A 24,916-nucleotide genomic window follows, 5' to 3' on the forward strand; every position below is an offset into this window, starting at 1 on the left:
GCGTGTTGGTAGCTTCCGCGCGCCCGGAATCCCGGGCACCTCCCCCTTTCCCGAGGAGCGCGTGATGCCCGTGGTGGACAAGCACCCGGTGGGAACCCCCACCTGGATGGACCTGATGACGACGGACCTGGAGCAGGCCCGCGCCTTCTACGGAGCGCTCTTCGGTTGGAAGTTCCTCGTCGGCCCGAAGGAGACGGGCTACTACACGATGTGCCAGCTCGACGGCCGCAACGTCGCCGGCATGGGTCAGCGCCCGGCGGACGGGCCCTTCCCTCCCGCATGGAGCGTCTACTTCGAGGTGGACGACATCGACGCGTATGCCGCGCGCGTGCGCAAGCACGGCGGCCACGTGGGCATGGGCCCCATGGACGTCATGGAGGAGGGGCGGCTCGCGTTCTGCTCGGACCCCACGGGCGCGCACTTCGGGCTGTGGCAGTCGAAGAAGCACCAGGGCGCGAAGCTGGTCTCCGAGCCCGGCAGCATGGCGTGGCACGAGGTGAACACGCGCGACGGCGCCCGCGCCCGTGACTTCTACGCCGCCGTCTTCGGGCTGGAGCCGCAGAAGCTGGAGGACATGACCTTCTGGGTGATGCACAAGGGCCCGGAGCCGGTGGCCGGCGTGTGCCAGATGGATGAGACGTGGCCCTCGGGCGTGCCCCCGCACTGGATGAACTACTTCGCCGTGGCGGACACGGACGCGGCGGTGAAGAAGGTCCTCGAGATGGGCGGCAAGGTGCACGTCCCCGCCATGGACACGCCCTACGGCCGCATGGCGACCGTCACCGACCCGGCCGGCACGGCGTTCTCCATCATCAAGCTGGCCCAGCCCACCTAGGGCGCGGGAGGCCCCGCCAGCCTCGAGCAGCCGGCGGGGCGGCCTTGCCGGGTCGGGCTCCCCCGCCTGCACGGCACCCGGGCGCTTTCGGCCTCGCGGCGTCCCGCTTATCCCGGCAGGCGCCCCACCTTGCGTCGCGCCCCCATTCGTTGCGTGATGGCCTCCCTGCTGTAGCGAACCGCGAGCCGACATGTCGTTCACCCCCGCCGACCCCGCCCGCGCCCCCCGCCTCGCCGAGCCCTGGCTCGAGGAGCTCGACATCCTCGTGCGGGCCCGCTACCCGCTGCTCTACCTGGTGTCCTGGGAAGAGCACCGCGTGGACGCCATCCTCACGGAGCTGGCTCGCGCGCACGGCAAGGCGCTCTTCCACTGGTCCATCACCAAGGGGCTGCGCAGCGTGGGCACCTCGCGCACCGCGCCCCTGCCCGAGGACACGCGCAACCCCGTGGACGCGTTGGCCGCCATCGAGAAGCTGGGCGAGCCCGCGCTGGTGGTGCTCAAGGACTTCCACCCCTACCTGGAGGAGAAGGGCGTGGTGCGGGCGCTGCGGGAATTGGCCCACTTCCTCAAGAGCACCTTCACCACCGTCATCCTCCTGTCCCCCTCCCTCAACATCCCCATCGAGCTGGAGAAGGAGGTCTCCGTCGTCGACGTGCCCCTGCCCGGGTACAACGACCTCTTGCGGCTCCTGAAGGAAATCGTCGCGCTGGTGCGCAGGAGCAACAAGGCCACCATCGAGCTGTCGCGCGAGCATGCCGACCAGCTCATCAAGGCGGCGCTCGGGCTGACGCTGTCGGAGGCGGAGAACGCCTTCGCCAAGGCCATCGCCGCGGACGGGAAGCTGGGCCCGGAGGACATCAAGCGCGTCCAGGACGAGAAGCGGCAGGTGATTCGCAAGAGTGGCCTGCTGGAGTACTACCCGCCCGAGGAGAGCCTGGGGAACGTGGGCGGGCTGACGAACCTCAAGTCCTGGCTGAGCCAGCGCACCGCCGCCTTCGGAGAGCGCGCCCGCCAGTTCGGCCTGCCCGAGCCCCGGGGCCTGCTGCTGCTGGGCGTGCAGGGCTGCGGCAAGAGCCTCACCGCGAAGGCCGTCTCCGCGCACTGGAACCTGCCGCTGTTGCGGCTGGACATGGGGCGCATCTTCAGCGGGCTGATTGGCTCGTCCGAGGAGAACCTGCGCAAGGCCATCCGCGTGGCGGAGAGCGTGGCGCCGGTGGTGCTGTGGGTGGACGAAATCGAGAAGGGCCTGTCGGGCGTGGCCTCCTCCAGCACGGGGGACAGCGGCGTGTCGGCGCGCGTGTTCGGCACGCTGCTCACCTGGCTCCAGGAGAAGACGGCGCCCGTCTTCGTGGTGGCCACCGCCAATCGCATCGACGGCCTGCCCCCGGAGGTGCTCCGCAAGGGCCGCTTCGACGAAATCTTCTTCATTGATTTGCCGGAGGCCGCCGAGCGCCAGGACATCTTCCGCATCCACCTGGGCCGCAGGAAGCGCGAGCCCGCCACGTTCGGCCTGGAGGAGCTGGCCGCGCTCACCGACGGCTTCAGCGGCGCGGAAATCGAGCAGGTCGTCATCGCGGGCCTGTACGAGGCCTTCGCCGAGGGGAAGGAGCTCGCCCAGGCGCACCTGGTGCGCGTCATCCAGGACACCTTTCCGCTCTCCGTGACGATGGGTGACGAGATTGGCCGGCTGCGTGAGTGGGCCCGGGGCCGCACCCGCCCGGCCTCGACGAGCAACGCGCCGCCCGGGAGCCCGAAATGACGTCCAAGCTCTCCCGCTTCCTCCACCTGGAGCGCGCGCGCGTCGAGCGCCCCGAGTCCGAGACGTCCTCCCAGCTCCAGAGCGGCGGCCGCTTCGAGGCGCCCCAGGAGCGAAGAGAGGCCCAGGAGGCCGGCGTCCCCGACGCGCACCTGGAGCGCTTCCGGGCCCAGGCGCCCATCGGCCTCGCGGAGGCGCCCGAGGAGGACGTGCGGCGCTTCCCCCGCTGCATGCTGTGCGAGTCCGAGAATGGCCGCTTCGCGAAGACGTGCTGCATGTGCGGCGAGGACCTGGGGACGCCGCAGCAGCTCGAATACAACGAGCGGCTCTGGCAGGAGCGGCGCAAGGAGCTGACGCGCACGCGCGAGGACGAAGCCGAGGCGCTGCGCCAGTTCGAGGCCCAGCGGCGGCAGGACGACGCGGAGCGGCTCGCCCATCAGCTGGCGCAGCTGCGCGCACAGGAAGGGTCCCCCGCCTGGGTGCGTGCCTTCTCCCAGCACTCGACGCTGGGCACCGCGCTGCTGTCGCTCATCCCCCACCCGCTCCTGCGGTGGCTGACCTTCGCCGGAGCCGTGGGCCTGTCGGTGGGACTGTGGCGCTACGGGCAGGGACGGACGCAGTGGGTGGGGGGCGGCCTGTTCTTCCTGCTGCTCCTCATGTTCGTGCCCCCCAAGGCCCTGAAACGGTACTGAGCCTTCAGCCCACGCGGCCGAGCGCCGCCACCGCCGCGGCCATCACCTGCTTCACGGGCACGCCCGCGGCCTCGGCCACCTGGCGGCAGTCCTCGAACTCCGGGTGGGCATTCAGCACGGCGCCGCCGCGCAGCCCGCGCTTCACGCGGACCTTCCCCCACGGCGTCTCCACCTCCACCCAGTCGCGCTCCAGCGCCTGCCGCTCCACCCGGTGGTAGCGCACGCCCAGCGTGGTGGACTCGCGCAGCACCGTGTCCATGACGGCCTCGCGCTTGCCGCCCTCCACCACCGCGCTCAGCAGGTGCCCGGGCCGGCTCTTCTTCATCACCACCGGCGCCACCCATGCGTCCAGCGCGCCCACCGCGAGCAGCCTCTCCACCAGGTACCCCAGCAGCTGCGGCGTGGCGTCGTCCAGGTTGGCCTCCACCACCCACAGCCCTTCGGTGCGCCCCTCCTCCATGCGCCCCAGCGACGCGCGCAGCACGTTGGGCCTGTCCTTGAAGTCCTTCGTCCCCACGCCGTAGCCCACCTTCTCCACGATGAAGTCCGGAGGGTGGCCGATGTGCGCGAGCACCTTGAGCAGCGCCGCGCCGGTGGGCGTCGTCAGCTCGCCCACGCCCTCGAAGCGCACGGGCACGTCGCGCAGCAACTCCAGCGTGGCGGGCACGGGAATGGGCATGTTGCCGTGGGCCACGCGGATGGTGCCGCTGCCCAGCGGGGGCGGCGCCGCGTACACCTCCGGGTTGCCCAGCAGCTCCAGCACCACCGCCGCGCCGCAGATGTCGACGATGGAGTCCACCGCCCCCACCTCGTGGAAGTGGATGTCGTCGATGGACACGCCGTGCACCTTCGCCTCGGCCTCGCCGATGGCGCGGAACACCGCCAGCGCCCGCTCCTTCGCGCGGGCCGGCAGCGTGGGCGCGGCCTCAATCAGCTTGCGGATGTCCGAGTAGGCCCGGTGCGGGTGCGCCTCGCGCGCGTCCAGCACCACGTCCAGGTGCGTGCCGCTGATGGCGTGGCGCACCGCGCGCTGCACCGCCAGCTTCCACCCCGGCACGCTCAGCCCGCTCAGCGCGCGCTCGAGCTCCGCGGGCGCGAGCCCCAGGTCCACGCCGGCCGCGAGGAACATGTCCCCGGCGATGCCGCCCACCGGCTCCAGGTAGAGGATGCGCCGCATGTCACCGCCGTCCCTTGGTGCGGGAAATCAGCGCCGCGTAGAAGCCGCCGCCGAAGCCGTTGTCGATGTTCACCGTGGCCACGTTGGAGGCGCACGAGTTCACCATGGCCAGCAGCGCGGACACGCCCCCGAAGTTGGCGCCGTAGCCCACGGACGTGGGCACCGCCACCACGGGGATGCCCACCAGCCCGCCCAGCGCGCTCCCCAGTGCGCCCTCCATGCCCGCCACGACGACGGCGGCGTGGCACTCCTGGATTTCCTCCCGCCGCCGCAGCAGCCGGTGGATGCCCGCCACGCCCACGTCGTAGACGCGCCGCACCTCCGCGCCCATGGCCTCGGCGGTGATGGCTGCCTCCTCCGCCACGGGGATGTCGCTGGTGCCGGCCGTCACCACCGCCACCTTCCCCGCGCGCACCTTGCCCTGCTTGAGGTGGAAGATGCGCGCCACGGAGTGGTACACGCCCTTGGGGAAGCGGGCCACCAGCGCCTCCGCCTTGTCCGGCTGCAGCCGCGTCACCAGCACCGTCTGCTTGCGCTCCACCAGCGCGCCGACGATGCCCAGCAACTGCTCCACCGTCTTCGGCTCGCCCAGCACCACCTCCGGAAATCCGAAGCGCAGGTTGCGGTGGGTGTCGAGCGTCGCGTAGCCCAGCTCGGCGAAAGGGAGGTCCTTCAGCTTGCCGACGGCGTCATCCACCGACACGCGGCCCGACTTGACGCTCCCGAGGAGCTGCTTCAGCGCCTTCTCGTCCATGGGCGCCCGTCTACCGCGAAACGGGCTACACGCCCAGTCGCGCCAGCAGGGCCTCGGCGCTCTCGCGCTCCAGCAGCAGCAGCAACTGTCCACCCACCGGCGCCACCGAGGCCGCCTGGAAGCGGGCCTCCAGCACCACCATGCCGCCGGCGTCGACCTTGTGGGCCACCAGCGCCTCCAGGGCCTCGCGCGCGCCGCAGCGGCGCAGGGACGGCACCGTGGGCATCAGCTTCCAGCCCGTCAGCCGTCCCAGGGCGGACAGGCAGGCGCTCGCCGCGATGTTGGCCACCTCGGCCATCACGCTGTCGCGCTCGGCCTGCTCCGCGGGCTGCCCGCCCAGGAGCAGCGTCTCCAGCGCGCCCGCGTCCGCGCGAGGCAGCACGAGCAGCAACTCCCCGCTCAGCTTCTCCCCCTGGATGCCGAGCGACGCCGACACCACCGGGGCATTGGCGTCCAGCAGCGACGCGGCGGCCATCGCCCCCGTCATCAGCACGCGGGGAATGGAGAGGTCCACCTTCCGCCCGCCCAACAGCCGGGAGAGCGCATTGGCCGCGTGGCCGCAGCCGATGTTGGCCACCTCGCGCAGGGTGTCCACCCGCGGGTCGTTGGGAAGGGGGAGGCTCACGCGGACAGTAACCTCGGCACGTCCAGGATGAACACCGGCCGGCCACTTCCGAGGATGGTGACGCCAGACAGCCCGGGCAGCAAGTCGAGCGGCCGGGACAGCGGCTTGAGCACCACCTCTTCCTGGCCCAGCAGCCGGTCCACCGCCAGCGCCACGCGCCCGGAGTCCGCGTCCATCACCACGAAGGGTCTGGCCCCCTGCCGCGCCGGGGCGGGGACGCCCACCAGCGTGTCCAGCGAATGCACGGGCAGCAGCGAGTTGCCGTGGGGCAGGAGCGCCGTCTCGCGGCTGCGGCTGAGCGTGTCTCCGTCCGCCTCCGTCGCCCCTACCACCTTGGCGATGGGCAGGCCGAACACTTCCTCGCCCACCTCCACCAGCAGCAGGTGGACCACCGCCACCGTCAGCGGCAGGCGCAGCGTGAAGCGCGTGCCCCGGCCCTTCTCGCTGTCGATTTCCAGCGTGCCGCCGACGTTCTCCACCACGCGCTTCACCGCGTCCATGCCCACGCCGCGGCCGGAGATGTCGGTGATGTCCTTGGCGGTGGAGACGCCCGGCAGGCACGCCAGCAGGAAGGCCTCGCGGTCCGTCAGGCGCGCCGCGTTCTCCACGGAGAGGAGCCCCTTGGCCACCGCCGAGGTCTTCAGCTTCGCCGGGTCCATGCCGCGGCCGTCGTCCTCCAGCTCGATGATGACGCGGTCCCTGGCGCGCTTCACCGCCACCAGCACGCGCCCGCGCGGCCCCTTCTTCGCGGCGATGCGCTCCTCGGGGGACTCCAGCCCGTGGTCGATGCAGTTGCGCAGCAGGTGCATCAGCGGGTCGGCGAGCTCGTCGAGGATGGCCCGGTCCAGCTCGATTTCCGCGCCGGTGATGACCAGGTCGACCTCGCGCTCCTTGCGGCGGGCGATGTCGCGCGCGGCGCGGGGCAGCCGGTCGGTGATGAGCGACAGCGGCGTCATGCGCGCCGTCATCACCTTGTCGTGCAGGTCCTTCACCAGCGTGTGCAGCCGGTAGACGCCCTCCTCCAGCGCGGGGCGGGTGTTCTCCGGCAGCACCTTGCCCACCTCGCGCAGGCGGGCCGTGGCGAGCATCAGCTCACCCACCGTGTCGAGGAAGTAGTCGAGCAACTCCGTGCGCACGCGCACCGTGCGCGACGAAGAGTCATTGGCGGGGCGGTTGCCCTCGGCCATCGGCGGCGGGGCGGCCACCGGGGCGGGCGCGGCCACCGCCGGCTTCACCGAGATGACCTCCACCTCGGCCACGTTCTTCAGCGACGCGTGGATGCCGGCTTCGCCCGAGGCCGTCTCCAGCTCCACCTGGATGTAGCCGTCGGGGATGCGGCCGGCCTTCAGCTCCTCCAGCGCGGGCCGCAGGTCCATCAGCGAGCCCAGGTTGGACAGCCGCCTGTGCACCAGGAACGCGCGCACGCCGGGCACCTGGCAGGTGGGGGCGATTCGCAGCCGCACCGCCCAGCGCTGGGACGCGACGCGCGCGTCAGGCACGGCGGGCGCCTGGGTGGCCGGCGAAGTCGTCACGGACAGCGCGCTCGCGGACGCCTTCAGCCCGTCACCGAGGTCCGTCGTGGCCGGAGCCACCAGCCCCATCGCCGCCGCGACGACGGACACCGCGCCCGGAGCAGCCCCCACCGAGGGGGCGCCCCCCGTGGAGCCCGCCACGTCCGGGGAGGAAGCCACCGGCGCGAGCAGGTCCGGAGGCAGGTCCAGGCCCGCCACCGCCACGGTGGCGCCCGCCATTCCCACCACGGCCTGCGGGCGGGAGGCGGACGAAGAGGCCTCCGGGGAGCCCTCACCGGACGTCGTCCCGCCGCCGGCCTGGGCCGCCGGGGTTCCAGCACCGCCAGAGGCGTCCGTCACCGTCGGGGACGCCGGGGCCCCACCGCCGGAAGTGGCCGGAGCCCCCGGGGGCTCGGCCGTGGAGGCCGCGCCACCGGTCCGCGCCGGCACCGAGACGACGCTGCCGTCCCCCTCCTCGGAGGAGCCCCCGGCCGGCTTCAGCGCGGTGACCCTGGCGACGCGGGTGGCGGCCAGGGCCTGGCCCGTCATGGCGGTGACGCGGGTGCCGAGCTGCGCCAGCAGTGCCGAGGCATCCTCCGGCGGCGTGTTCTCCGCCACCGCCCGCACCTGCGCGAGCATGGTGTCCGCGGCGGTGAGGAGCAGGTCCACCACGTCCCGGTCCAGGCGGCCGCGGTCCTGCCGGACGGCGTCCACCAGGTCCTCCACGCGGTGCGCGAGGATGGCGATGGACTCGAAGCCCATGGACGACGCCATGCCCTTCACCGAGTGCGCGTGACGGAACATGGAGTCCACCACGCCGGCGCTGCTCTCGCGCTCCAGCTGCACGAGGTCGCGTCCCAGCGCTTCCAGGTGGTCGGTGGCCTCGGAGATGAAGAGGCCGAGGTAGCGGGACATGTCCATGGTCATGGCCCGGCCTCGTCAGGACGAAGGGAACGGCCGCCGTATGGCGAGTCCGCTCACGTCTCTCCCAGGACCTTCTTCACCACCGCGAGCACGTCCTCGGCGCGGAACGGCTTGACGATGAAGTCGGACGCACCCGCCTCGATGGCCTCCATCACCAGGCTCTCCTGCCCGAGCGCCGAGCACATGATGACCACGGCGCTGCTGTCGGCCTTGATGATTTCCCGCGTCGCCTCGATGCCGCTCTTGAACGGCATCACGATGTCCATCGTGGTGAGGTCGGGCTTGAGCTCCTTGTACTTCTCGACAGCTTCCAGCCCGTTGGCGGCCTCGCCGACGACCTCGAAACCTCCAGACGCAAAGATGTCCTTGATCATGTTGCGCATGAAGATGGCGTCGTCGACGACCAGGACCCGCTTAGCCATGTGAAGAACTCCGCCTCCGAATCACCTAGAGGAGCGCGGACACTAGCATCCGCGCTTTCCAGGGGGCTACTCACTTGGAATGGGTGAACAAGGCAACCACCGCGGCATCCAGCCCCTCGGGGTCCAGGACGGTTACCCCCAGACCACCCAGCCGGGCGACTCCCCGGACGGCCGGCGTCAGCTTTCCGGGCGCCGCGCTGACCCTCTCCACCGCCTCGATACCGTCTACATCCGTCACCAGCAGGCCCAAATCACGCCGCCCGCGGTCCAGCAGCACGACCCGTGCCGAGGGCGTGGGCCCCTCTGGCAGGCTCAGAAGCTGCCGCAACTCCACCACCGTCACCACCCGGCCGCGAAGGTTCATCACCCCGGTAATCGCCGGGGGCGCGCGGGGGACCCGGGTGAAGCGCTCCGGAGGCACGACGACCTCTCGAACCGCCGACAGGGGCAGTCCGTAGCGCTCCTTCTCCACCCGGAAGATGACGTGCCGCACAGAGGTAACGTTCTATCAGCTTTGAAATGGCCGGAGCGGCCGGTGCTTCGCGCTAACGCTTCGATGCGGCCGAGGGTACCGCGCCGCGCCGCGCCGTGGGGGACTTCCCGGAAGCCGTCTTCTTCGCCGCCGCCTTCTTCCCGACGCCGGCCTGCTTCACCGCGGCCTTCGCGGCGCCAGCCTTCGCCACAGCCTTCTTCACCGCGGCCTTCGCGGCGCCAACCTTCGCCACCGCCGCCTTCTTCACGGTGCCGGCCTTCGCGGCCGCCTTCTTCACCGCGCCAGCCTTCGCCACCGTCTTCACGGCGCCGGCCTTCGCGACGGCCTTCTTCGCAGCGGCCTTCCTCGGAGCCGGAGCACCAGGCGCCACCGCCGCGTTCTTCGCAGCAGCCTTCCCCGGAGCCGGACCCCCCGCACCGCCCGCGCCCATCGCCTTGAGCACCTTCTGGGGCGCCACGGCGCGGAAGCTCTCGTGAATCCACTGGCCGAGCAGCTCCACGGGAACGGAGTCACCGGGCTTGAAGGTGGACGTCACCCAGCCGCTCTTGCCCATCCCGTAGCCGGTGGGCGCGGTGAAGGGGAGCATCAGCGCCGCCTCGTTGGAGTCCGGCAGCTTGGTGGTGACGGTGAGCCCGCTGTCCTCGAGCACGAGGATGGCGAACATCTTCCCCTTCACCTTGCCGCTGCGGTGGCCCCAGGGAAAGTCCTCGGTGGCCTCGGGCAGCGCGAGCATCACCTCGCGCAGGTGGTCCTCGGCGGCCTTCAGCTTCGGGTCCGCGTTCGTCGCGGGAAGGGTGGTCATGGGCTCAGGCGGAAGCTGCGCACGACGCTCTGCAGCTCGACGGAGAGGTTGGTCAGCTCGCTGGCCAGCGACGTCATCCGCGACACGGCGGCCGTCTGCTCCTGGATGACCTCCTGGATGGCCTCGGTGGAGGACGCGTTGTTGCGCGCCACCAGCTTGATTTCCTCGATGGCCTTCACCATCTCCTCGCTGCCCTTGAGCTGCTCGCGGGTGCTCTCGGAGATGAGGTGCACCTTCTCCGCGCCCTTGCGGATGGTGTCGGTGATGGCGCCCATGGAGCGGACGATGTTGCCCAGGTCCTCGCGGCCTTCCGCCAGCTCCGCGATGCCCTCCTTCATGGCGCTCACCACGGAGGTGGACTGGCCGGAGATGTCGCGCGCCAGCTTGGAAATCTGCTCCGCGGACCGGCCGGCGCTCTCCGCCAGCTTGCGGACCTCGTCGGCCACCACCGCGAAGCCGCGGCCGTACTCGCCCGCGCGCGCCGCCTCGATGGTGGCGTTGAGCGCGAGCAGGTTGGTCTGCTGCGCCACCTGGGTAATCGCGTCGACGATCTTGGAGATTTCCTGCGTCTTCTCGCCGAAGGCGAACACCTGCTGGCTGGCGGACTCGATGCGGTTGAAGACCTTCTTCACCTTGTCGCCGGCCAGCCGCGCCGCCTTGGAGCCGTCCTCGGCCGCGCCGCTCGTCTCGGCCGCCGTCTTCGCGGCGTCCTCCGCGCTGGCGGTGGTGCGCTGGATGCTGCCGGCCATCTCGGTGATGACCTTGGACGCCTTGGACACGAGCTGTGACTGCGACTCGGCGCCGGAGGCAATCTTGTTCATCGACGAGCCCACCTCCTCGGTGGAGCCGTTGACGTTCTCCGCCGAGCGCTGCAGGTCGATGGCGGTGTCGGCCACGCTCTTGGCCGTCTCCTGGATCTTGCCCACCAGCTCGCGCAGGTTCTCCTGCATGCGGGTGATGGCGCCCGTCAGCTCGTCGATTTCGTCGCGCGTGCTGCCGCCCTCGGCGGCCACCGGCTTGGACAAATCTCCCTGGGAGATTTCGTACGCGGAGCGGCTGAGCACCTTCACGCGGGTGACGCGAGCGAGCAGCGACGGCAGCAGCGCCGCGGCCGCGCCGGTGATGAAGATGGCGACGCCGCCGCGCACCAGGTCCTTCCAGATGGCGGGCTCGGGGCTCAGCTCCCGGAAGATGATGTCCGAGGAGAACATCCACACCGTGAGGAGCAGACCGAGCACCACGTAGCCGTTGAGGATCTTCCGGTGGAGGGAGACCTCACGCGTGGCACGGGGGCTGTCCACGGCCCGGAGCAGTCGCTGCACGGGCTCGCGGCGGGGAGTGAGTCCGGGGGATGTGTCGTCGCGAAGGGGACGGCGCACGGGTTGCTTTCAGGGGATAAGAAGCGTCACGGGTTTAGCCTTGCTGTTCCGCAGGGTCAATCCGGCGAAGGGCTACCGGAAGTGGTCGAACCCCCTCGGCGGTGGGAGAACGCGGCCTGTCATGTCCCGGCAAACCCACCCGCGCCCCTCTGAGAGGCCGCCAATTCGCGTCACGGAATGGCCCGCCCTGGCACACGCGCGCTCGAATGCCCGGCTGCGTGACGGGGGAACGGACATGAGCAGCTCGTAGTCCTCGCCGCCGGCCAGCGCGCCCTCGGCGCCGAGCGCGTTTCGCACCGCGGCCGTCATCGGCAGCCGCTCCAGCTCCAGCGTGGCCCGCACGCGCGACGCGGCGCACAGGTGCCCCAGGTCCTGCGCCAGCCCGTCGGACACGTCGAGCGCCGCGGAGGCGAAGCGCGCGGCGAGCCGCCCCAGCGCCACGCGAGGCACCGGACGGCGCTGGCGGCGCACGGCGGCCCCGCGCTTCACGCCCGCGAGCAGCTGCTCCAGGCCCAGGCGCGCGTCGCCGAGCGTGCCGGACACATAGAGGAGGTCTCCGGGCCGGGCACCGGCGCGGGTCAGGGGTGGGCGCGACAGCTCGCCCGCGGCGGTGACGGTGACGGACAGCTCGCGGGCGGAGGTGAAGTTGCCGCCGACGAGCTGGATTCGGTGCTCGCGCGCCAGCGCCGCCATGCCGCGCGCGAGGCCGTCCAGCTCGCGGGGTGGAAACCCCCGGGGCAGCGCGAGCGCGCAGACGAACCAGCGCGGCGTGGCACCCATGGACGCGAGGTCCGACAGGTTCACCGCCAGGGCCTTGTGGCCGATATCCGCTGGCGAGAACCCGGCGCGGGTGAAGTGGACGTCCTCCACCACGGCATCGGTGGTGACGCACAACGCGCCGCGCTGTGGCGCGAGCACGGCGCAGTCGTCACCGGGCCCCACCGGGACGCGGGCCCGGGGGAAATGACGCAGGAAGCTGCGGATGAAGTCGAACTCACCGGGCATCGCAGCCGGACGCTACTCGATTCGCGGCACCCGGTCGGAGTCCATGAGCCGCAAGGGGGCCACCGCCTCGAAGCGGTCCGTGCGGCGGTCCAGCGAGGCGGCCTTGCGGATGAGGCTGCCCAGCTCCACCACCTCGGGCCGCTGGGCCAGCGGCGGGCCCACCTGCTCGTGGAGGGAGATGAGCTGCTCCCACGTCAGCGGGCGCATCCAGTAGGACGCCCGCAGCTTCTCCGCGAAGGCGGCGGCCACGTACGACAGGCGCGAGGGTGACGACGCGCTGTCGTACGACGGGCGCAGGACGCGGGCGGGCAGCGACTTCACCACCTCGCGCGAGCTGCCGCCCTCCGGCGCCTTGTAGCGCAGGCGCAGGGTGGCGAAGGCGTCCATCGGCTCGCCGCTCAGCTTCACCTCGTAGAGCGCCGTGACGGTGTGGCCCGAGCCCACCTCGCCCGCGTCCACCCGGTCATCCGCGAACTGCTCCTTCGCGAGGATGCGATTCTCGTAGCCCACCAGCCGGTAGCGGACGACGTCGCGCGGGTCGAACTCGAGCTGCACCTTCGCGTCCTTGGCCACCACCTGGAGCGTGCCGTTGAGGTTCTGCACGAAGATGCGGCGCGCCTCGGCCAGCCGGTCCACGTACGCGTAGTTGCCCTCGCCCACGTGGGACAGCCGCTCCATGAGGACGTCGTTGTAGTGTCCCATGCCGAAACCAATGGTCGACAGGGTGATGCCGCGCTCGGCGAAGCCCTTCACCCGCGCCCAGATGCCGTCCGCGTTGGTGACGCCGTTGTTGGCCACGCCGTCCGAGCAGAGGATGACGCGGTTGACGCCCCCCTCCATCATGTTCGCCGCGGCGAGCGAGTACGCCAGGTCCAGCCCCGCCTGGACGTTGGTGGCGCCATCCGTGTGCAGCCCGTCGATGGCGCCCAGCAGCACGTCCCGCTGCAGCACGCTCGTGGGCGGCAGCACCAGGCGGGCCGTGCTGCCGTAGACGACGATGGACACCCGGTCCCGCTCGTCGAGCGCGTCCACCAGCAGCCGCAGCGCCTGCTTCACCAGCGAGAGCTTGTTGGCGTCACCCATCGAGCCGGAGGTGTCGATGGTGAAGACCAGGTGTGACGGCTTGCGCTGGGCGGCGGACACCTCGTGCGCCTTCAGCCCCACGTGGAGCATGTGGTAGCCGGGGCGGTGGGGGGACGGGAAGCCCTCCACGTGGATGCTGAAGGGCGCATCCGTGTCGTTCTCGTAGCCGTAGTCGAAGGTGTTGACGAACTCCTCCACGCGCACCGACTGCTCATCGGGCAGTGCGCCGCGCTCCAGGTAGCCACGCGCCAGCGAGTAGGAAGCGGTGTCCACCTCCATGGCGAAGGTGGAGAAGCGCTCCGTCTCCGTGTCCACGGTGGGATTCACGCCGTAGCCCTGGAAGTACATCTCCAGGAAGGCCTTGTCGGTGGAGGACGACGGCGGCGGCGCCACCGTCTGGCCGCTCCCGTAGTCGCCATTCATCCGCGACAGCTGGTACGGGCTCGGCGGCGGGGGCGGCGTGTAGTTGTAGGAAGCGCTGGAGCCGCTCCCCTGGGCCGCGCGGCTGGAGCGGCTGGGGCTGGCCCCCCAGGGAACGCTCTCGGAGCCGCCGACCATCTCGACGCACTCCCCCAGGCTCTCCGGCTGCATCAACACGTTCATCCGGTACGTCTGGTTGAGCCGCACCACGACGTGCCGCACAAGGGGCCTGAGCGACTCGACCTCGAAGCGGAGCGTGTAGAAGCCCGGCGGGAGCTGCGGAATCCAGTAGAAGCCGTTCGCGTCGGTGACGACGGTCTGCTCGCCCATGAGGCTGGGCGAGGTGGCGGTGACGACGACGTCCGAGAGCGTCCCGTAGTCATCGCTGCTGAGCACCGTGCCCATGATGGTGCCGAAGCCGTCATCCGCCAGGGCGGGCGGAGCGAGCAGGAAGAGGACACACAGCAGGGCGTTTCGAAGCGAGGGCATCATCCGGCAGGACCTCCGTCATCGGAATGAGTCCTTGTTCCACGGATGTGCCCGGCCCCACCGCACGGCGGGCTCAGCGCTCCATCATCGTTTCATCACGGAGTCCCCGGGCGGCCGGTCCTCCTCTCCGAAGAGCTGGCTGAGGCTCACGTCGAGCTGGCTGTCGAGCACGGACAGGAAGCTCTGGAAGCCGCCCGCGGAGAGGTTCAGCCGGGCCTGGAGGCGGCGGCGCGTCTCCTCGTAGATGCTCTGCCGCGCGCTCTTCACCCAGCGGGAGATGGTGGACTGGTTGACGCGCAGCAGCGCGCCCAGCTCGGTGGTGGACAGCCGGTCGACGAAGTAGAGCCGGAGCAGGTGCCGCTCGTCGGGGGACAGCGTGGCGAAGGCGTCGCGGAGGGCCTGGCGCAGCTCCGTCTGGTGGCGCTGCTTGATGAGGTCCAGCTCCGCGTCGACGCCCGGCGCGGGGAGCGCGTCGAGCACGTCGGCCACGTCCTCGTCGGGCGCGGGCTTGTCGGCGGCCTGGAGCTTGAGGGTGATGCGCACGGCGGTGACGCGCACCCAGCTCAGCAGCGCGCCCCGGCCCGTGTAGTCATTGATTCGCGGCTCGCTCTCCGGCGTGCGGAGCAGCAGCCGCATCCGCGTCAATTGACAGACATCATCCACCACCGCCGCGGGCTGCTTCAGGTAGGAGAGCAGCGCGGGCAGCTTCGCCAGGTAATGCTGCTCGAAGACCTCCGCGGCGGCGGGGAGGCCCCGAGCGCAGGCGCAGGCGAGGTAGAGCTCGGACAGGGACAGCGGCTCGAGGAGCGCCTCGATGGAAGCCCCGGGGCCCGCCTCGAGCAGGCGCTCGGCGAGGTGGCGCACGAAGAGGCCGGCGGGCAGCTCCACGGGCTTCCACTGCGCGCGCGCGTCCTCCCACGCGCGGTTGAGAAGGCTTTCGAGCGCGGCGGCGTCCCCGGGGGGTGTCAAACGCACCCGGGCATGGGTGAAAAGCGTTGCAACCAGTTCCGGCGCGTCTGCCATAGGGGCCAACCTCTTGCACTCCAGACAGGGACGAGGGGGGTGTTGAAAATCCGTCAGCCTGTTTGAGAGACTCTCTCACCAATCACCATGACTTCGTCAAACGCGGCCCGTGAAGCGGGGGTGGCCGTCCTCCCATGTCTGTCCGACGAGCTCCTGGTGGAACTGATGGAGGGCCGCATGTCCGTGGACATGCTGACCCGGGTCCATCAGCACGCGGCCGGGTGCGACCCGTGCCGGACGCTCCTGGCGGCCCTCGCCCGGGGTGGAATGGCCCCAGTGGCCGCGTCCCCCGAGCCGTCGCAGGTCCGCCCGGAGGACCATACCCAGACACTGCCCGGCGTCGCGCCCGCGCCGCGGCCCGAGCCCGAAGCGCCGGAGGCCCCTCCGGGCCCCTGGACGCCGCCCGCGGAGTTCGACGAGTTCCAGCTCGGGCCGATGCTGGGGCGTGGCGGCATGGGCGTCGTGTACCTGGCGCGGGACACGTCGTTGGACCGGCGCGTCGCGGTGAAGTTCATCGCCTCTTCGCAGCCCCGGCAGCGGGTCCGCGCGCACTTCGAGACGGAGGCGCGGGCCATCGCCCGTCTTCAGCATCCCAACGTCGTCACGGTGTTCCGCGTCGGCACGGCGGGGGAGCACCCGTACATCGTCTCCGAGTACGTCCTCGGGAGGAGCCTGGCGCACCTGCCGCTGCCGCTGCCGTGGCGGCGCGTGCTGACGCTGGGGCTCGGGCTGGCGCGAGGGCTCGCGGCGGCGCACCGGCAGGGGGTGCTGCACCGGGACTTGAAGCCGTCCAACGCGCTCGTCACGGAGGACGGCGTGGTGAAGCTGCTGGACTTCGGGCTGGCCGAGTACTTCGACCTGACCACCCTCGCGCCGTCCTCTCCCTCGAAGGCGCATGCGGGCACGCCGCGCTACATGGCGCCCGAGCTGTTCCGGGGCGAGCCCGCGTCTCCGCAGAGCGACCTCTACTCGCTGGGCGTCACGCTGTACGAGCTGTGCACGGGCAGCGTGCCGCTGGCGGCTCCGGCCCGGGTGCTGTCGAGCGGCCCCGAGGGCACGGTGCCCCCGGCCCCGGGGAGCGGGCCGCCGCCGCTGCCGCCGGAGGTGGACACGGAGCTGGCCACGGTCATCCGGCACTGCCTCGCGGCGGACCCCGCCGAGCGGCCCGCGTCGGCCGAGCTGGTCCGCGAGGCGCTGGAGCGGCTGGAGCAGCTGCACTCGGCGGCGCCGCTTGCGGCGGGCAATCCGTACCGGGGCCTGGCGCCCTTCGAGGCGGAGCACCGGGCGCTGTTCTTCGGGCGTGACGCGGACATCCGCGCCGTCATCGAGCGGCTGCGTCAGCGGCCCATGGTCCTGGTCGCCGGGGACTCGGGGGTGGGCAAGTCCTCGCTGTGCCGGGCGGGAGTGCTGCCACGGGTGGCGGCGGGGGAGCTGGACGCGGAGCGGGACATGGCCACGGTGACGCTGTGGCCCGGGGGCCGACCCATCCAGGCGCTGGCGGCGGCGCTCGCGCCAGGGCTGGAGATGAAGGAGGCGGACCTCGTCCTCGCGCTCACGGGGGTGGACGGCTGGCTGGGGCCTGCCTTGCGCAAGTCGTACCAGGGGCGGCGCGGGCTCGTCCTCTTCATCGACCAATTGGAGGAGCTGCTCACCCAGTCCGAGCCCCTGCAGGCCGCGCGCTTCGCGCAGCTGCTGGGAGAGCTGACGCTGCCCTGTCCCGGGGTGCGGGTGCTGCTGTCGGTGCGCGGCGACTTCCTGACGGGCATCAGCTCGCTGCCGGGCCTGGGGGACGAGGCGGAGCGCGCGCTCTACATCCTCCGCCCGATGACGCCCGCGGGGGTGCGAGAGGCCATCGTCGGCCCGGCGAGAAGCCGGGGCGTGGCCTTCGAGTCCGAGGAGCTGATTCAGACGCTGGTGAAGTCGATGGCGAACGGAGCGGGCAGCCTGCCGCTCCTCCAGTTCGCGCTCGCGGAGCTGTGGGAGCGGCGCAACCCGGCGCACAGCCGGATTACGCGGGCGGCCCTGGAGGAGATGGGCGGCGTGGCCGGAGCGCTGTCGCGTCACGCGGACGGGGTGCTGGCATGGTTGAGCCCCGCGGAGAAGCAGGCGGCGCGGCGGCTGATGCTGCACCTGGTGACGGAGGAAGGGACGCGCATCGAGCTGGGCGAGGAGGAGCTGCTGACGACGCAGGATGCGGCGCCACGCACGGCGCTGCGAGCGCTCACGGAAGGGCGGCTGCTGCACGCGCAGACGGTGGGTGGGGCCGCGCGGTACGTGATTGCGCACGACTCGCTGATTGGAAGCTGGGGCACGCTGCGCAACTGGAGGGACCGGGACATCGGCCAGCGCGCGGTGCGCGAGCGCGTGGAGGCGGCCAGCGCGGAGTGGGAGCGGCTGTCACGTGCCCGGGAGGCACTGTGGGGACAGCGGCACATCGACGAGGCGCGCCCGCTGGACCCGACCACGCTGGGGTCTCGCGAGCGGGCGTTCCTCGCCGCGTCGCAGCGGGCACTGAGGCTGCAGCGGTGGTGGCGGTCCTTCGTCGCGCTCGGGGTGGCGCTCGCGCTCGTGGCTGTGTATGGCGGTATGCGGCTGCACGAAGCCCTGGAGGATGCGCAGTTCGTCGAAGACCGGCTCGCGGCGGCCCGGAAGCACCTCACGGTTGCAAGTGAGCTTGCGAAGAATGCCCGGGATGGCCGCCAGGAGGCGCTCGATTTCTACGATGGCCGGCGCGCTCAACCGCCTGGCACGGAGGAGCATGAGCTCTGGCGTCATCCGGACAAGCTCTGGGCGGAGGCGCGTCAGCAGCGCAAGGAAGCCGACCGGACCTTCACCAGCGCCAGCACCGAGTTGGAGAAAGCACTCGAGCGCCAGCGGAGCCATGCGGAGGCGCGCCAGCTCCTCGCGGATGTCGTCCATGAGCGAATGCTGCTCGCCGAGGATTTCCACCTGGAAGAGCAGGCCGGCGAGCTGCGGGATCGACTGGTGCGGCTGGTGAATGAGCAGGATGAGATGGACCAGGATAGCTGGCTGTACAGAATCAACGCTCAGGCGAAGCTGGATGTGGAGACCGAGCCTCCGGGGGCGCGCGTCGAAGTCCAACACTTCCTGAAGAACGACGACGGCACGCGCCAGCTCGTTCCCGCGCCGGTGCTTGGCACGACGCCCATCTCCGAAGCGCGCCTGCCCGCGGGCTCGTATCTCCTTCGCATCACGCGGCAGGGCTACGCCCCGGTCGACATGCCGGTGTTCCTCAAGCGTGACGAACACGTGAAGGTCCAGCTCCCGCTGCTGACCTCCGTGCCTGACGGATATGCGTATGTGCCGCCCGGATGCTTCCTGATGGGCAGCGCTGACGTCGAGCCGATGCGGACGTTCCAGCGCGCCTCGCCGCTCCATCGGCAATGCCTCGACGAGGGATTCTTCATCGCGAAGAAGGAGGTGACGTTCGGTGACTGGGTGAAGTACCTGAACACCCTTCCTCCGGAAGCCGAGGCGAGGCACATCCTCAAGGAGCCCCGCTTCAATAGTGCGAAGGCCATCACGCTGCGGCACAAGCCAGGCAAGGGCTGGACGTTCTCATTCCATGTCTCGGGTGAGACCCGACTGTCAGCACAGGAGGGAGAGTTCATCACCTATCCGGACCGCACCCAGCAGAAGACCGCCGACTGGCGACAGCTCCCCTTGTCCGGTGTCTCCGCCAAGGACCTCAAAGGCTTCTTCTACTGGCTCTCCGTGTCGGGACAGGTTCCGGAAGCGCGCCTGTGCAGCGACCAGGAGTGGGAGTACGCCGCTCGCGGCGCCGATGGCCGCACCTATCCCCACGGGGACCTGATGAGGCCGGACGACGCCAACATCGACGTGACCTATGGCCGTGTACCCTCGGCCTTTGGTCCAGACATGGTCGGCTCGCATCCGACGTCGGCAAGTCCCTTCGGGCTCATGGACATGGCGGGCAACGCCTTCGAGCTCACCCGGCCTGTGACGATGGATTTGGGCCGCATCGTCCTGAAGAGCGGCTCCTGGTACTACGACGCCGACTCCGCGCGTGTGGCCAACCGCAGCTCAGGGGACGACACCCAGCGGGACCCCTTCGTGGGAGTGCGCGTGTGCTCCTCGCTTCCGCCGCGATAGGTCCCATCCGAATCCCTGCATAACTCTCCGTCCAGGGGGTTCCTTCACATTGAAGGCGCCGGTGACGTGCCGGTCGCCTCATCTGACGGAGAGATATCCGATGAACGCGCTGAAGAAGATCCTGCTCACCTCCGTATGCCTGCTGCTCACGTCGCCGGTGTTTGCTGCCGCCCCGGCGCCGACCCGTGCGGCCAAGACCCGGACCGTCAGCCCGACGGTGGTCGTCGACCGGTACGCGCTCCGGTGCAAAGGCCAGGCACCAGAGCGAGACGTCCGAATCCAGGGCGCGTCCTTGTGGGGCGCGAAACAGACCTGGGGCACCGAGCCGAAGCTGGACGAGCGGCGCAGCGTGCTCACCTCTGTCGATGGGGAAGTGGTGCGCAAGGCCCCCGACGGAGTGACGGCGGTGCGGCTGCAGGAGGGGCACCTGGTGGCCTGGCCGGATGCGACCAGCAGCCTCATTGGCACGGTGCTCCAGGGCACCAACAGCGACGGCAAGCTGGTGGAGGTTGCCATCTGCGGCGCCGAGCCCTCCGCGGATGACCCATCGGTGGAGTGGTACCGCATCGAGGCCTGGAACCCGGTGGCGCAGGAGTGGGAGAATCCCTGCGAGGCCAACATCCGCACGCCTTCGCCGAGGGCGCTGGCGGTGAGCGGCGTCTGGGACGCCACCGGAGCGCACCAGGATGCACCGGGGAAGCTGACGCTGGCGTGCGAGGCCGGGGCCATCAGCAAGTGCGTCACCTGGGGATACAAGCCGTGGGCCGAGCGTGACGGGAAGTCGCTGGCCGAGCTGCACCAGACCTGCACGCGCATGGCGCGCGCGGACTACTGCGGCAACGGCAAGAGCCACACGTGGGACGGCACGTCCATCGACATGTACGACAGCCTGGGGATGCTCAAGCAGACGAAGCAGGCCTCGGAAAGCTGGGACCCGGCGCTCGCGTCGTTCGAGGCCGCCTGGGGGCCGGATGGCGCGACCTGCCTGGCGCGCACCCGGTACGGACAGTCGCTGGAGAGCATCATGAACGAGTGCCCCGACCGCTTCCGCACGAGCGCACCGGTGGACCTGGGTGACGAGGACCGCTGCTCGGTGCAGCGCGAGGGGACGAGCCCCCTGACGGCACTGATGCGCAACCGGTCCTACGTGAGCAACTGAGCTGCGCCCACTGAGGACGTCGTGAGTGGACCCGCTGGGCAACCCGCGGGTCCACGTTCATTTCCTGTGCTTCACGAGGGCGCCCATGAAGAACGTAATCGGATGGATGTTGCTGGTCGTCCTGTGCGGTGGAGCGGCCGAAGCGGAAACGGATGCGCGACTGGTGAAGGCGCAGGAGGCTTTCGACGAAGCAGCCAAACTTGCCGCGGAAATCTCACACCAGACGCCTTTCGTCCCCCGAAATTCCATCAACTACGATGAAGCCATTCTGAAAAGCACGAGCGCGCTTGAGTTGCGACAGGCTCTGCTTGGCACCTCGCATCCAGCAGTCGCCACCTCTCTGGACCAACTGGGTAAACTCTATTTACAGCAGGCAAACCCGTCACGAGCGGAGCCGCTCCTAAACGGCGCACTCACCATCCGGGAAGCAGTCCTCGGCCAGCACCATCCTGACGTCGCCAATTCGCTCCTCAGTCTTTCCTACCTCTACTCCGCACAGGGACTCAATGCTCACGCCGAGCCATTGCTAGAACGCGCGCTCGCGATTCGGGAAGCGGCATTTGGCCATAACCATCTCCTCGTTTCCCAATCGCTAATCGACCTCGCATCACACTACGACGCCAAGGGAATGCCTACTCGCGCCGTTCCACTGTATGAGCGTGCGCTCGCCATCCGTGAGGCAACCTTCGGAAAGAATCACCTATCCCTCGTCAGCACCCTTACCAGTCTCGCAAGTTGCTATTACTCACAAAAAAAATATGCCCAGTCCGAGAAAATATATGAGCGCGCGATTACCATTCAGGAAGCCGCCCTCGGCCAAGATCATCTCAACATCGCAGACTCACTCACCAGTCTTGCCTGGACCTATCAACAGCAGAAACAATATGCTCGCGCCACATCATTGCAGGAGCGCGCGCTCGTCATTCGGGAAGCCATCCTCGGAAAACATCATCCCGATGTTGCAAACTCGTTCGTCACCCTGTTCTGGCTCTACTCCATCCAAGGGTTCCCCTCTCGCGCCAAGGCCATGCAGCAGCGGGCGATCGCAATCAGCGAGTCCACCCCTGACAAGCGCAGCGACCCCTCCATAGCCATCAATCTCGCCATCCTCTACTACAGAGAAGGACTTTACGCACAGGCTGAAAAATCATACAAACGTGCCGCCCTCAGCCTGGAACTGGGAATTGGTGTGTATCACCACAGCTTCAGCCACGCACTCTACAGCGGGCTTGCGCAAAGCCTTCTTGCCCAGCATAAACCTGAAGAGGCCGTTCCATACCTGACACGCGATTTCACAGTTTCCGAAAGACGCCTGAGGAGAGAGTCACTGAGCTTCTCTGAGTCACGCTTGGATGGATTCCTTCAAGAACTCCGCAGAGATGAGGAATATCTCTACGGCCTTGCACGCCAATACCCTCGCCATGAGAGTGTGCAGCGACTGGCTCTTGCTGCCGTGCTGCTGCGCAAGGGCCGGTCCATCGAGCAGATTACCGACACATCCCGCACTGTCATTCGCAGCCTCGGACCTGAAGACCGAGACACCTTCGAACGACTGCGCGGCCTGCGCACCCAGTTCGCCCAACTCTCTCTGAAGGGTCCAGGCTCGGCATTGCCGACTGACCATCAAGAACGCCTGAAAGCTCTCGTCGAGGAGGGCGATGCGCTCCAGGCCGACCTCGCCAAGCGCTCCGCGCCCCTGCGGGAACTGACGGCGCTGCCCCCGCCCGAAGAAATCGTGGATCGCGTCGCCGCCACCCTCCCATCAAGCGGTGCCCTCATCGAGTACATCGCCTACCGGGATCGTCCCCTCTTTCCCTCTCGAAGCAGCCGCCACGCAAAGCCAACACCTCAGCTTCGCTACCTGGCGTTGATCCTCTTCCCGGATGCCAGCATCCGCACGGTCGACCTCGGCCCCGCGGATCGCATCGACCGCGCCGCCTCGAACCTCCGTGATGCCATTACCGAACGAGACGCTGCCTACCAACGCCCTGCGCAAGCGCTCCATGAGCTCGCCTTCAAGCCACTCCTGCCACACCTCGGTCATCACCGCCGCATCTTCCTGGCCACCGATGGCCAGCTCGGGCTCATCCCCTTCGATGTGCTCCATGACGGCCAGCGCTTCCTCGTCGACGACTTCGAGTTCTCGTACCTCACCTCCGGCAAGGACCTGCTGCCTCGCGCCGAGGAGATTCCCTCGGCGAAATCCGTGGTCGTCGTCGCCGACCCCGCCTTCGACACTCGACCCGCCGAGGAAGAGAGCCTCTCCTCCGACCTCCTGCGCTCACCTGCCGTCGAGCGCTTCTTCTCCACACTGCATGAGCGCTGGGCTGAGAAGTCATGGCCGTCGCTGCCCGGCACCCGCCAGGAAGCCGAAGCCATCCAGCGTCTGTTCCCCAAGGCCCAGCTCCTCCTCGGCATCGAAGCCACGAAGCAGCGGCTCCTCAAGCTCGTCACGCCAGGCATCCTCCACATCGCCACCCACGGCTTCTTCCTGGATGACGCCTCGGCCACGAAGAGCACCCGTGCTGTCGTCCATTTCGGAGGACAGGGAGGCGTTTCCCCCACTCAAGCGCCGGAGGACCCGCTGCTCCGCTCGGGCCTCGTCCTCGCGGGAGCCCAGGCGCCCATACCTGGGGACTCAACCTCATCCCGTACATCACCAGAAGAATCCCTGGTCACCGCCCTCGAATTCGCGGGCCTCGACCTATGGGGAACCCAGCTCGTCGTCCTGTCCGCCTGTGACACAGGCCGTGGGGACGTAAAACTCGGCCAGGGCGTCTACGGCCTCCGCCGTGCCTTCCTCATCGCGGGCGCCGAGACAGTGGTGACGAGCCTCTGGAAGGTGAACGACGACAGCACCCGAGTCCTCATGGAGGACTACTACCGTCACCTGCTGGCCGGCAGAGGCCGCGCGGAAGCCCTGCGTGACGCGATGCGCACCCTGCGCGAGACGCACCCGCATCCCTATTACTGGGCCCCCTTCATCGCCCTGGGCCGGGACGCGCCCCTGCAATCCCTCACACCCGCCCCGTAGGGCCCCGCAGTGGGGCACTCCAGACATTCCCACCGCGCAGCGGGGCCGGTACGAATTCCTGCATAACTCACAGTCTCAGCCGCTCTTCACACGAGAAGGCGCCGGCCCAGGTGTCGGCCGCCCCACCCCAGAGAGGTTTCTCAATGAATGCGCTGAAGCTGTCCCTGCCCACCCTGCTGTGCCTGCTCCTCACCCCCTCCGCCTTCGCCGCTTCACGGTCCGGGGGCTCGCAGTCGGAGTCCGAGCGGTACGAGCGCAGATGTCGGGGCCAGGATTCCGAGCGCGGTGTCGTCCCCGCCGGCACGCTCCTGTGGGGAACCCGGCGCTCGTGGGACAGCGGGCAGAAGACGGATGAGCGGCGCAGTGTCCTCGTCTCCATCAACCTCGAGCCCCTCCGCCTGGCCAACGCCCTCGTGAAGGCCGTGCGTCTGCTCCGAGGTCGCCTCGTGGCCTCGCCGGACTCGACTCGCGGTCTCGTGGGCACGGTGCTCCAGGGTACAGCCAGTAACGGCAAGCCCGTGGAAGTCGCCATCTGCGGCGCCGAGCCCGCCCACGAGGACCCCGAGGTGATGTGGTACCGCATCGAGGCCTGGAACCCCGTGGCGCGGAAGTGGGAGAACCCCTGCGTCCCCGACGGCCGCATCCCCGACCCTCGGGCCATGGCGGTGCAGGGGGTGTGGGACGCCAACGGAGAGCGACGGAATGCGCCGGGCAAGCTGACGCTGGCATGTGAGACGGGCGCCATCAGCAAGTGCGTCGCCTGGGGATACAAGCCCTGGGAGCAACGTAACGGCAATTCACTGGCGGACCTCCACCAGGCCTGCACGCGCATGGCGCGCGCGGACTACTGCGGAGACGGACGGAGTCACACGGAGGAGTACACCACCATCGACATGTATGACGCGCTCGGAGTGCTCACCCGAACGACGGAGTCCTCTTCCGTCTGGGACCTCTCTCGCGCCTCGTTCGAAGCCGCCTGGGCTCCGGACGGGGCGTCCTGCTTTTCACGCACCCGGAATGGGCGCGCGGTGGAGACCATCCTCGCCGAGTGCCCCGGACGCTTCCGCATGGACGGTGCGGTGGACCTGGGTGACGGGGACCATTGCATCGCATCGCGCGACGGCGTGAGCGCGGACACGGTGATGCTGCGCAACCAGTCGTACGAGCAATTCTGAGCCCCTCTGTCACAGGGGTGTGAA

Annotated in this window: 18 protein-coding genes; 7 read left to right on the forward strand and 11 right to left on the reverse strand. The window is 69.6% G+C overall.

From position 1 onward, the window contains the following. Positions 1-64 precede the first annotated feature (64 nt). From ACX9TP_RS42960 to ACX9TP_RS42970, 3 genes are all read left to right on the forward strand, one after another. Positions 65-835 (forward strand): VOC family protein, encoded by a 771-nt coding sequence (locus ACX9TP_RS42960; RefSeq protein WP_482976489.1) that lies wholly within the window; start codon positions 65-67, stop codon positions 833-835. 190 nt (positions 836-1,025) lie between these two features. After that, complete coding sequence (locus ACX9TP_RS42965) at positions 1,026-2,594, forward strand: AAA family ATPase (protein WP_482976490.1); 1,569 nt, start codon at positions 1,026-1,028, stop codon at positions 2,592-2,594. Beyond that, positions 2,591-3,283: a hypothetical protein gene (locus ACX9TP_RS42970; RefSeq protein WP_482976491.1), complete on the forward strand. Its 693-nt coding sequence runs from the start codon at positions 2,591-2,593 to the stop codon at positions 3,281-3,283. The genes ACX9TP_RS42965 and ACX9TP_RS42970 overlap by 4 nt, the downstream gene beginning before the upstream one ends. Positions 3,284-3,287: 4 nt before the next feature. On the opposite strand, the gene larC is transcribed toward ACX9TP_RS42970, so the two are convergent. The 11 genes from larC to ACX9TP_RS43025 all read right to left on the reverse strand — a co-directional run bounded on the left by larC (position 3,288) and on the right by ACX9TP_RS43025 (position 15,342). After that, entirely contained in the window at positions 3,288-4,460 is a 1,173-nt protein-coding gene (larC, locus tag ACX9TP_RS42975; protein ID WP_482976492.1) for a nickel pincer cofactor biosynthesis protein LarC, read from the reverse strand. A gap of 1 nt (position 4,461) precedes the next feature. Next, positions 4,462-5,214: a nickel pincer cofactor biosynthesis protein LarB gene (gene larB, locus ACX9TP_RS42980; RefSeq protein ID WP_482976493.1), complete on the reverse strand. Its 753-nt coding sequence runs from the start codon at positions 5,212-5,214 to the stop codon at positions 4,462-4,464. Positions 5,215-5,239: 25 nt separating this feature from the next. Next, a complete protein-coding gene (locus ACX9TP_RS42985; protein ID WP_482976494.1) occupies positions 5,240-5,839 on the reverse strand; it encodes a chemotaxis protein CheC in 600 nt (199 codons plus the stop codon). Beyond that, positions 5,836-8,277, reverse strand: a complete 2,442-nt coding sequence (locus ACX9TP_RS42990) for a chemotaxis protein CheW (RefSeq protein WP_482976495.1) — start codon at positions 8,275-8,277, stop codon at positions 5,836-5,838. The genes ACX9TP_RS42985 and ACX9TP_RS42990 overlap by 4 nt, the downstream gene beginning before the upstream one ends. A gap of 50 nt (positions 8,278-8,327) precedes the next feature. Further along, positions 8,328-8,696 (reverse strand): response regulator, encoded by a 369-nt coding sequence (locus ACX9TP_RS42995; protein ID WP_011556618.1) that lies wholly within the window; start codon positions 8,694-8,696, stop codon positions 8,328-8,330. A 70-nt stretch (positions 8,697-8,766) separates the two neighbouring features. Continuing rightward, positions 8,767-9,189, reverse strand: a complete 423-nt coding sequence (locus tag ACX9TP_RS43000; RefSeq protein WP_163994636.1) for a chemotaxis protein CheW — start codon at positions 9,187-9,189, stop codon at positions 8,767-8,769. A 52-nt stretch (positions 9,190-9,241) separates the two neighbouring features. Continuing rightward, positions 9,242-9,991, reverse strand: coding sequence for an MmcQ/YjbR family DNA-binding protein (locus ACX9TP_RS43005; protein WP_482976496.1), 750 nt, complete (start codon positions 9,989-9,991; stop codon positions 9,242-9,244). Then, on the reverse strand, positions 9,988-11,370 hold the full coding sequence (locus tag ACX9TP_RS43010) for a methyl-accepting chemotaxis protein (protein ID WP_482976497.1): 1,383 nt from the start codon (positions 11,368-11,370) through the stop codon (positions 9,988-9,990). The genes ACX9TP_RS43005 and ACX9TP_RS43010 overlap by 4 nt, the downstream gene beginning before the upstream one ends. A 72-nt stretch (positions 11,371-11,442) precedes the next feature. Beyond that, positions 11,443-12,375 carry a thiamine-phosphate kinase gene (gene thiL, locus ACX9TP_RS43015; protein WP_482976498.1) on the reverse strand — a complete coding sequence of 311 codons (933 nt, stop codon included), beginning with the start codon at positions 12,373-12,375 and terminating at the stop codon, positions 11,443-11,445. A gap of 12 nt (positions 12,376-12,387) precedes the next feature. Beyond that, a complete protein-coding gene (locus tag ACX9TP_RS43020) occupies positions 12,388-14,370 on the reverse strand; it encodes a YfbK domain-containing protein (protein WP_482976499.1) in 1,983 nt (660 codons plus the stop codon). An 81-nt stretch (positions 14,371-14,451) separates the two neighbouring features. Further along, positions 14,452-15,342, reverse strand: coding sequence for a sigma-70 family RNA polymerase sigma factor (locus ACX9TP_RS43025; RefSeq protein ID WP_482976500.1), 891 nt, complete (start codon positions 15,340-15,342; stop codon positions 14,452-14,454). A gap of 168 nt (positions 15,343-15,510) precedes the next feature. On the opposite strand from ACX9TP_RS43025, the gene ACX9TP_RS43030 reads away from it, so the two are divergent. The 4 genes from ACX9TP_RS43030 (at position 15,511) to ACX9TP_RS43045 (ending at position 24,892) form a co-directional block, all read left to right on the forward strand. Then, positions 15,511-19,524: an nSTAND1 domain-containing NTPase gene (locus ACX9TP_RS43030; protein WP_482976501.1), complete on the forward strand. Its 4,014-nt coding sequence runs from the start codon at positions 15,511-15,513 to the stop codon at positions 19,522-19,524. Between the two features lie 100 nt (positions 19,525-19,624). Then, a complete protein-coding gene (locus tag ACX9TP_RS43035) occupies positions 19,625-20,683 on the forward strand; it encodes an ADYC domain-containing protein (RefSeq protein ID WP_482976502.1) in 1,059 nt (352 codons plus the stop codon). A gap of 85 nt (positions 20,684-20,768) precedes the next feature. Then, the gene (locus ACX9TP_RS43040) at positions 20,769-23,717 is read left to right on the forward strand and encodes a CHAT domain-containing tetratricopeptide repeat protein (RefSeq protein WP_482976503.1); all 2,949 of its coding nucleotides are present in this window, start codon (positions 20,769-20,771) and stop codon (positions 23,715-23,717) included. Between the two features lie 143 nt (positions 23,718-23,860). Continuing rightward, complete coding sequence (locus ACX9TP_RS43045; RefSeq protein ID WP_482976504.1) at positions 23,861-24,892, forward strand: ADYC domain-containing protein; 1,032 nt, start codon at positions 23,861-23,863, stop codon at positions 24,890-24,892. Positions 24,893-24,916: the final 24 nt, after the last annotated feature.

This window comes from Pyxidicoccus sp. M15, from assembly GCF_056858435.1.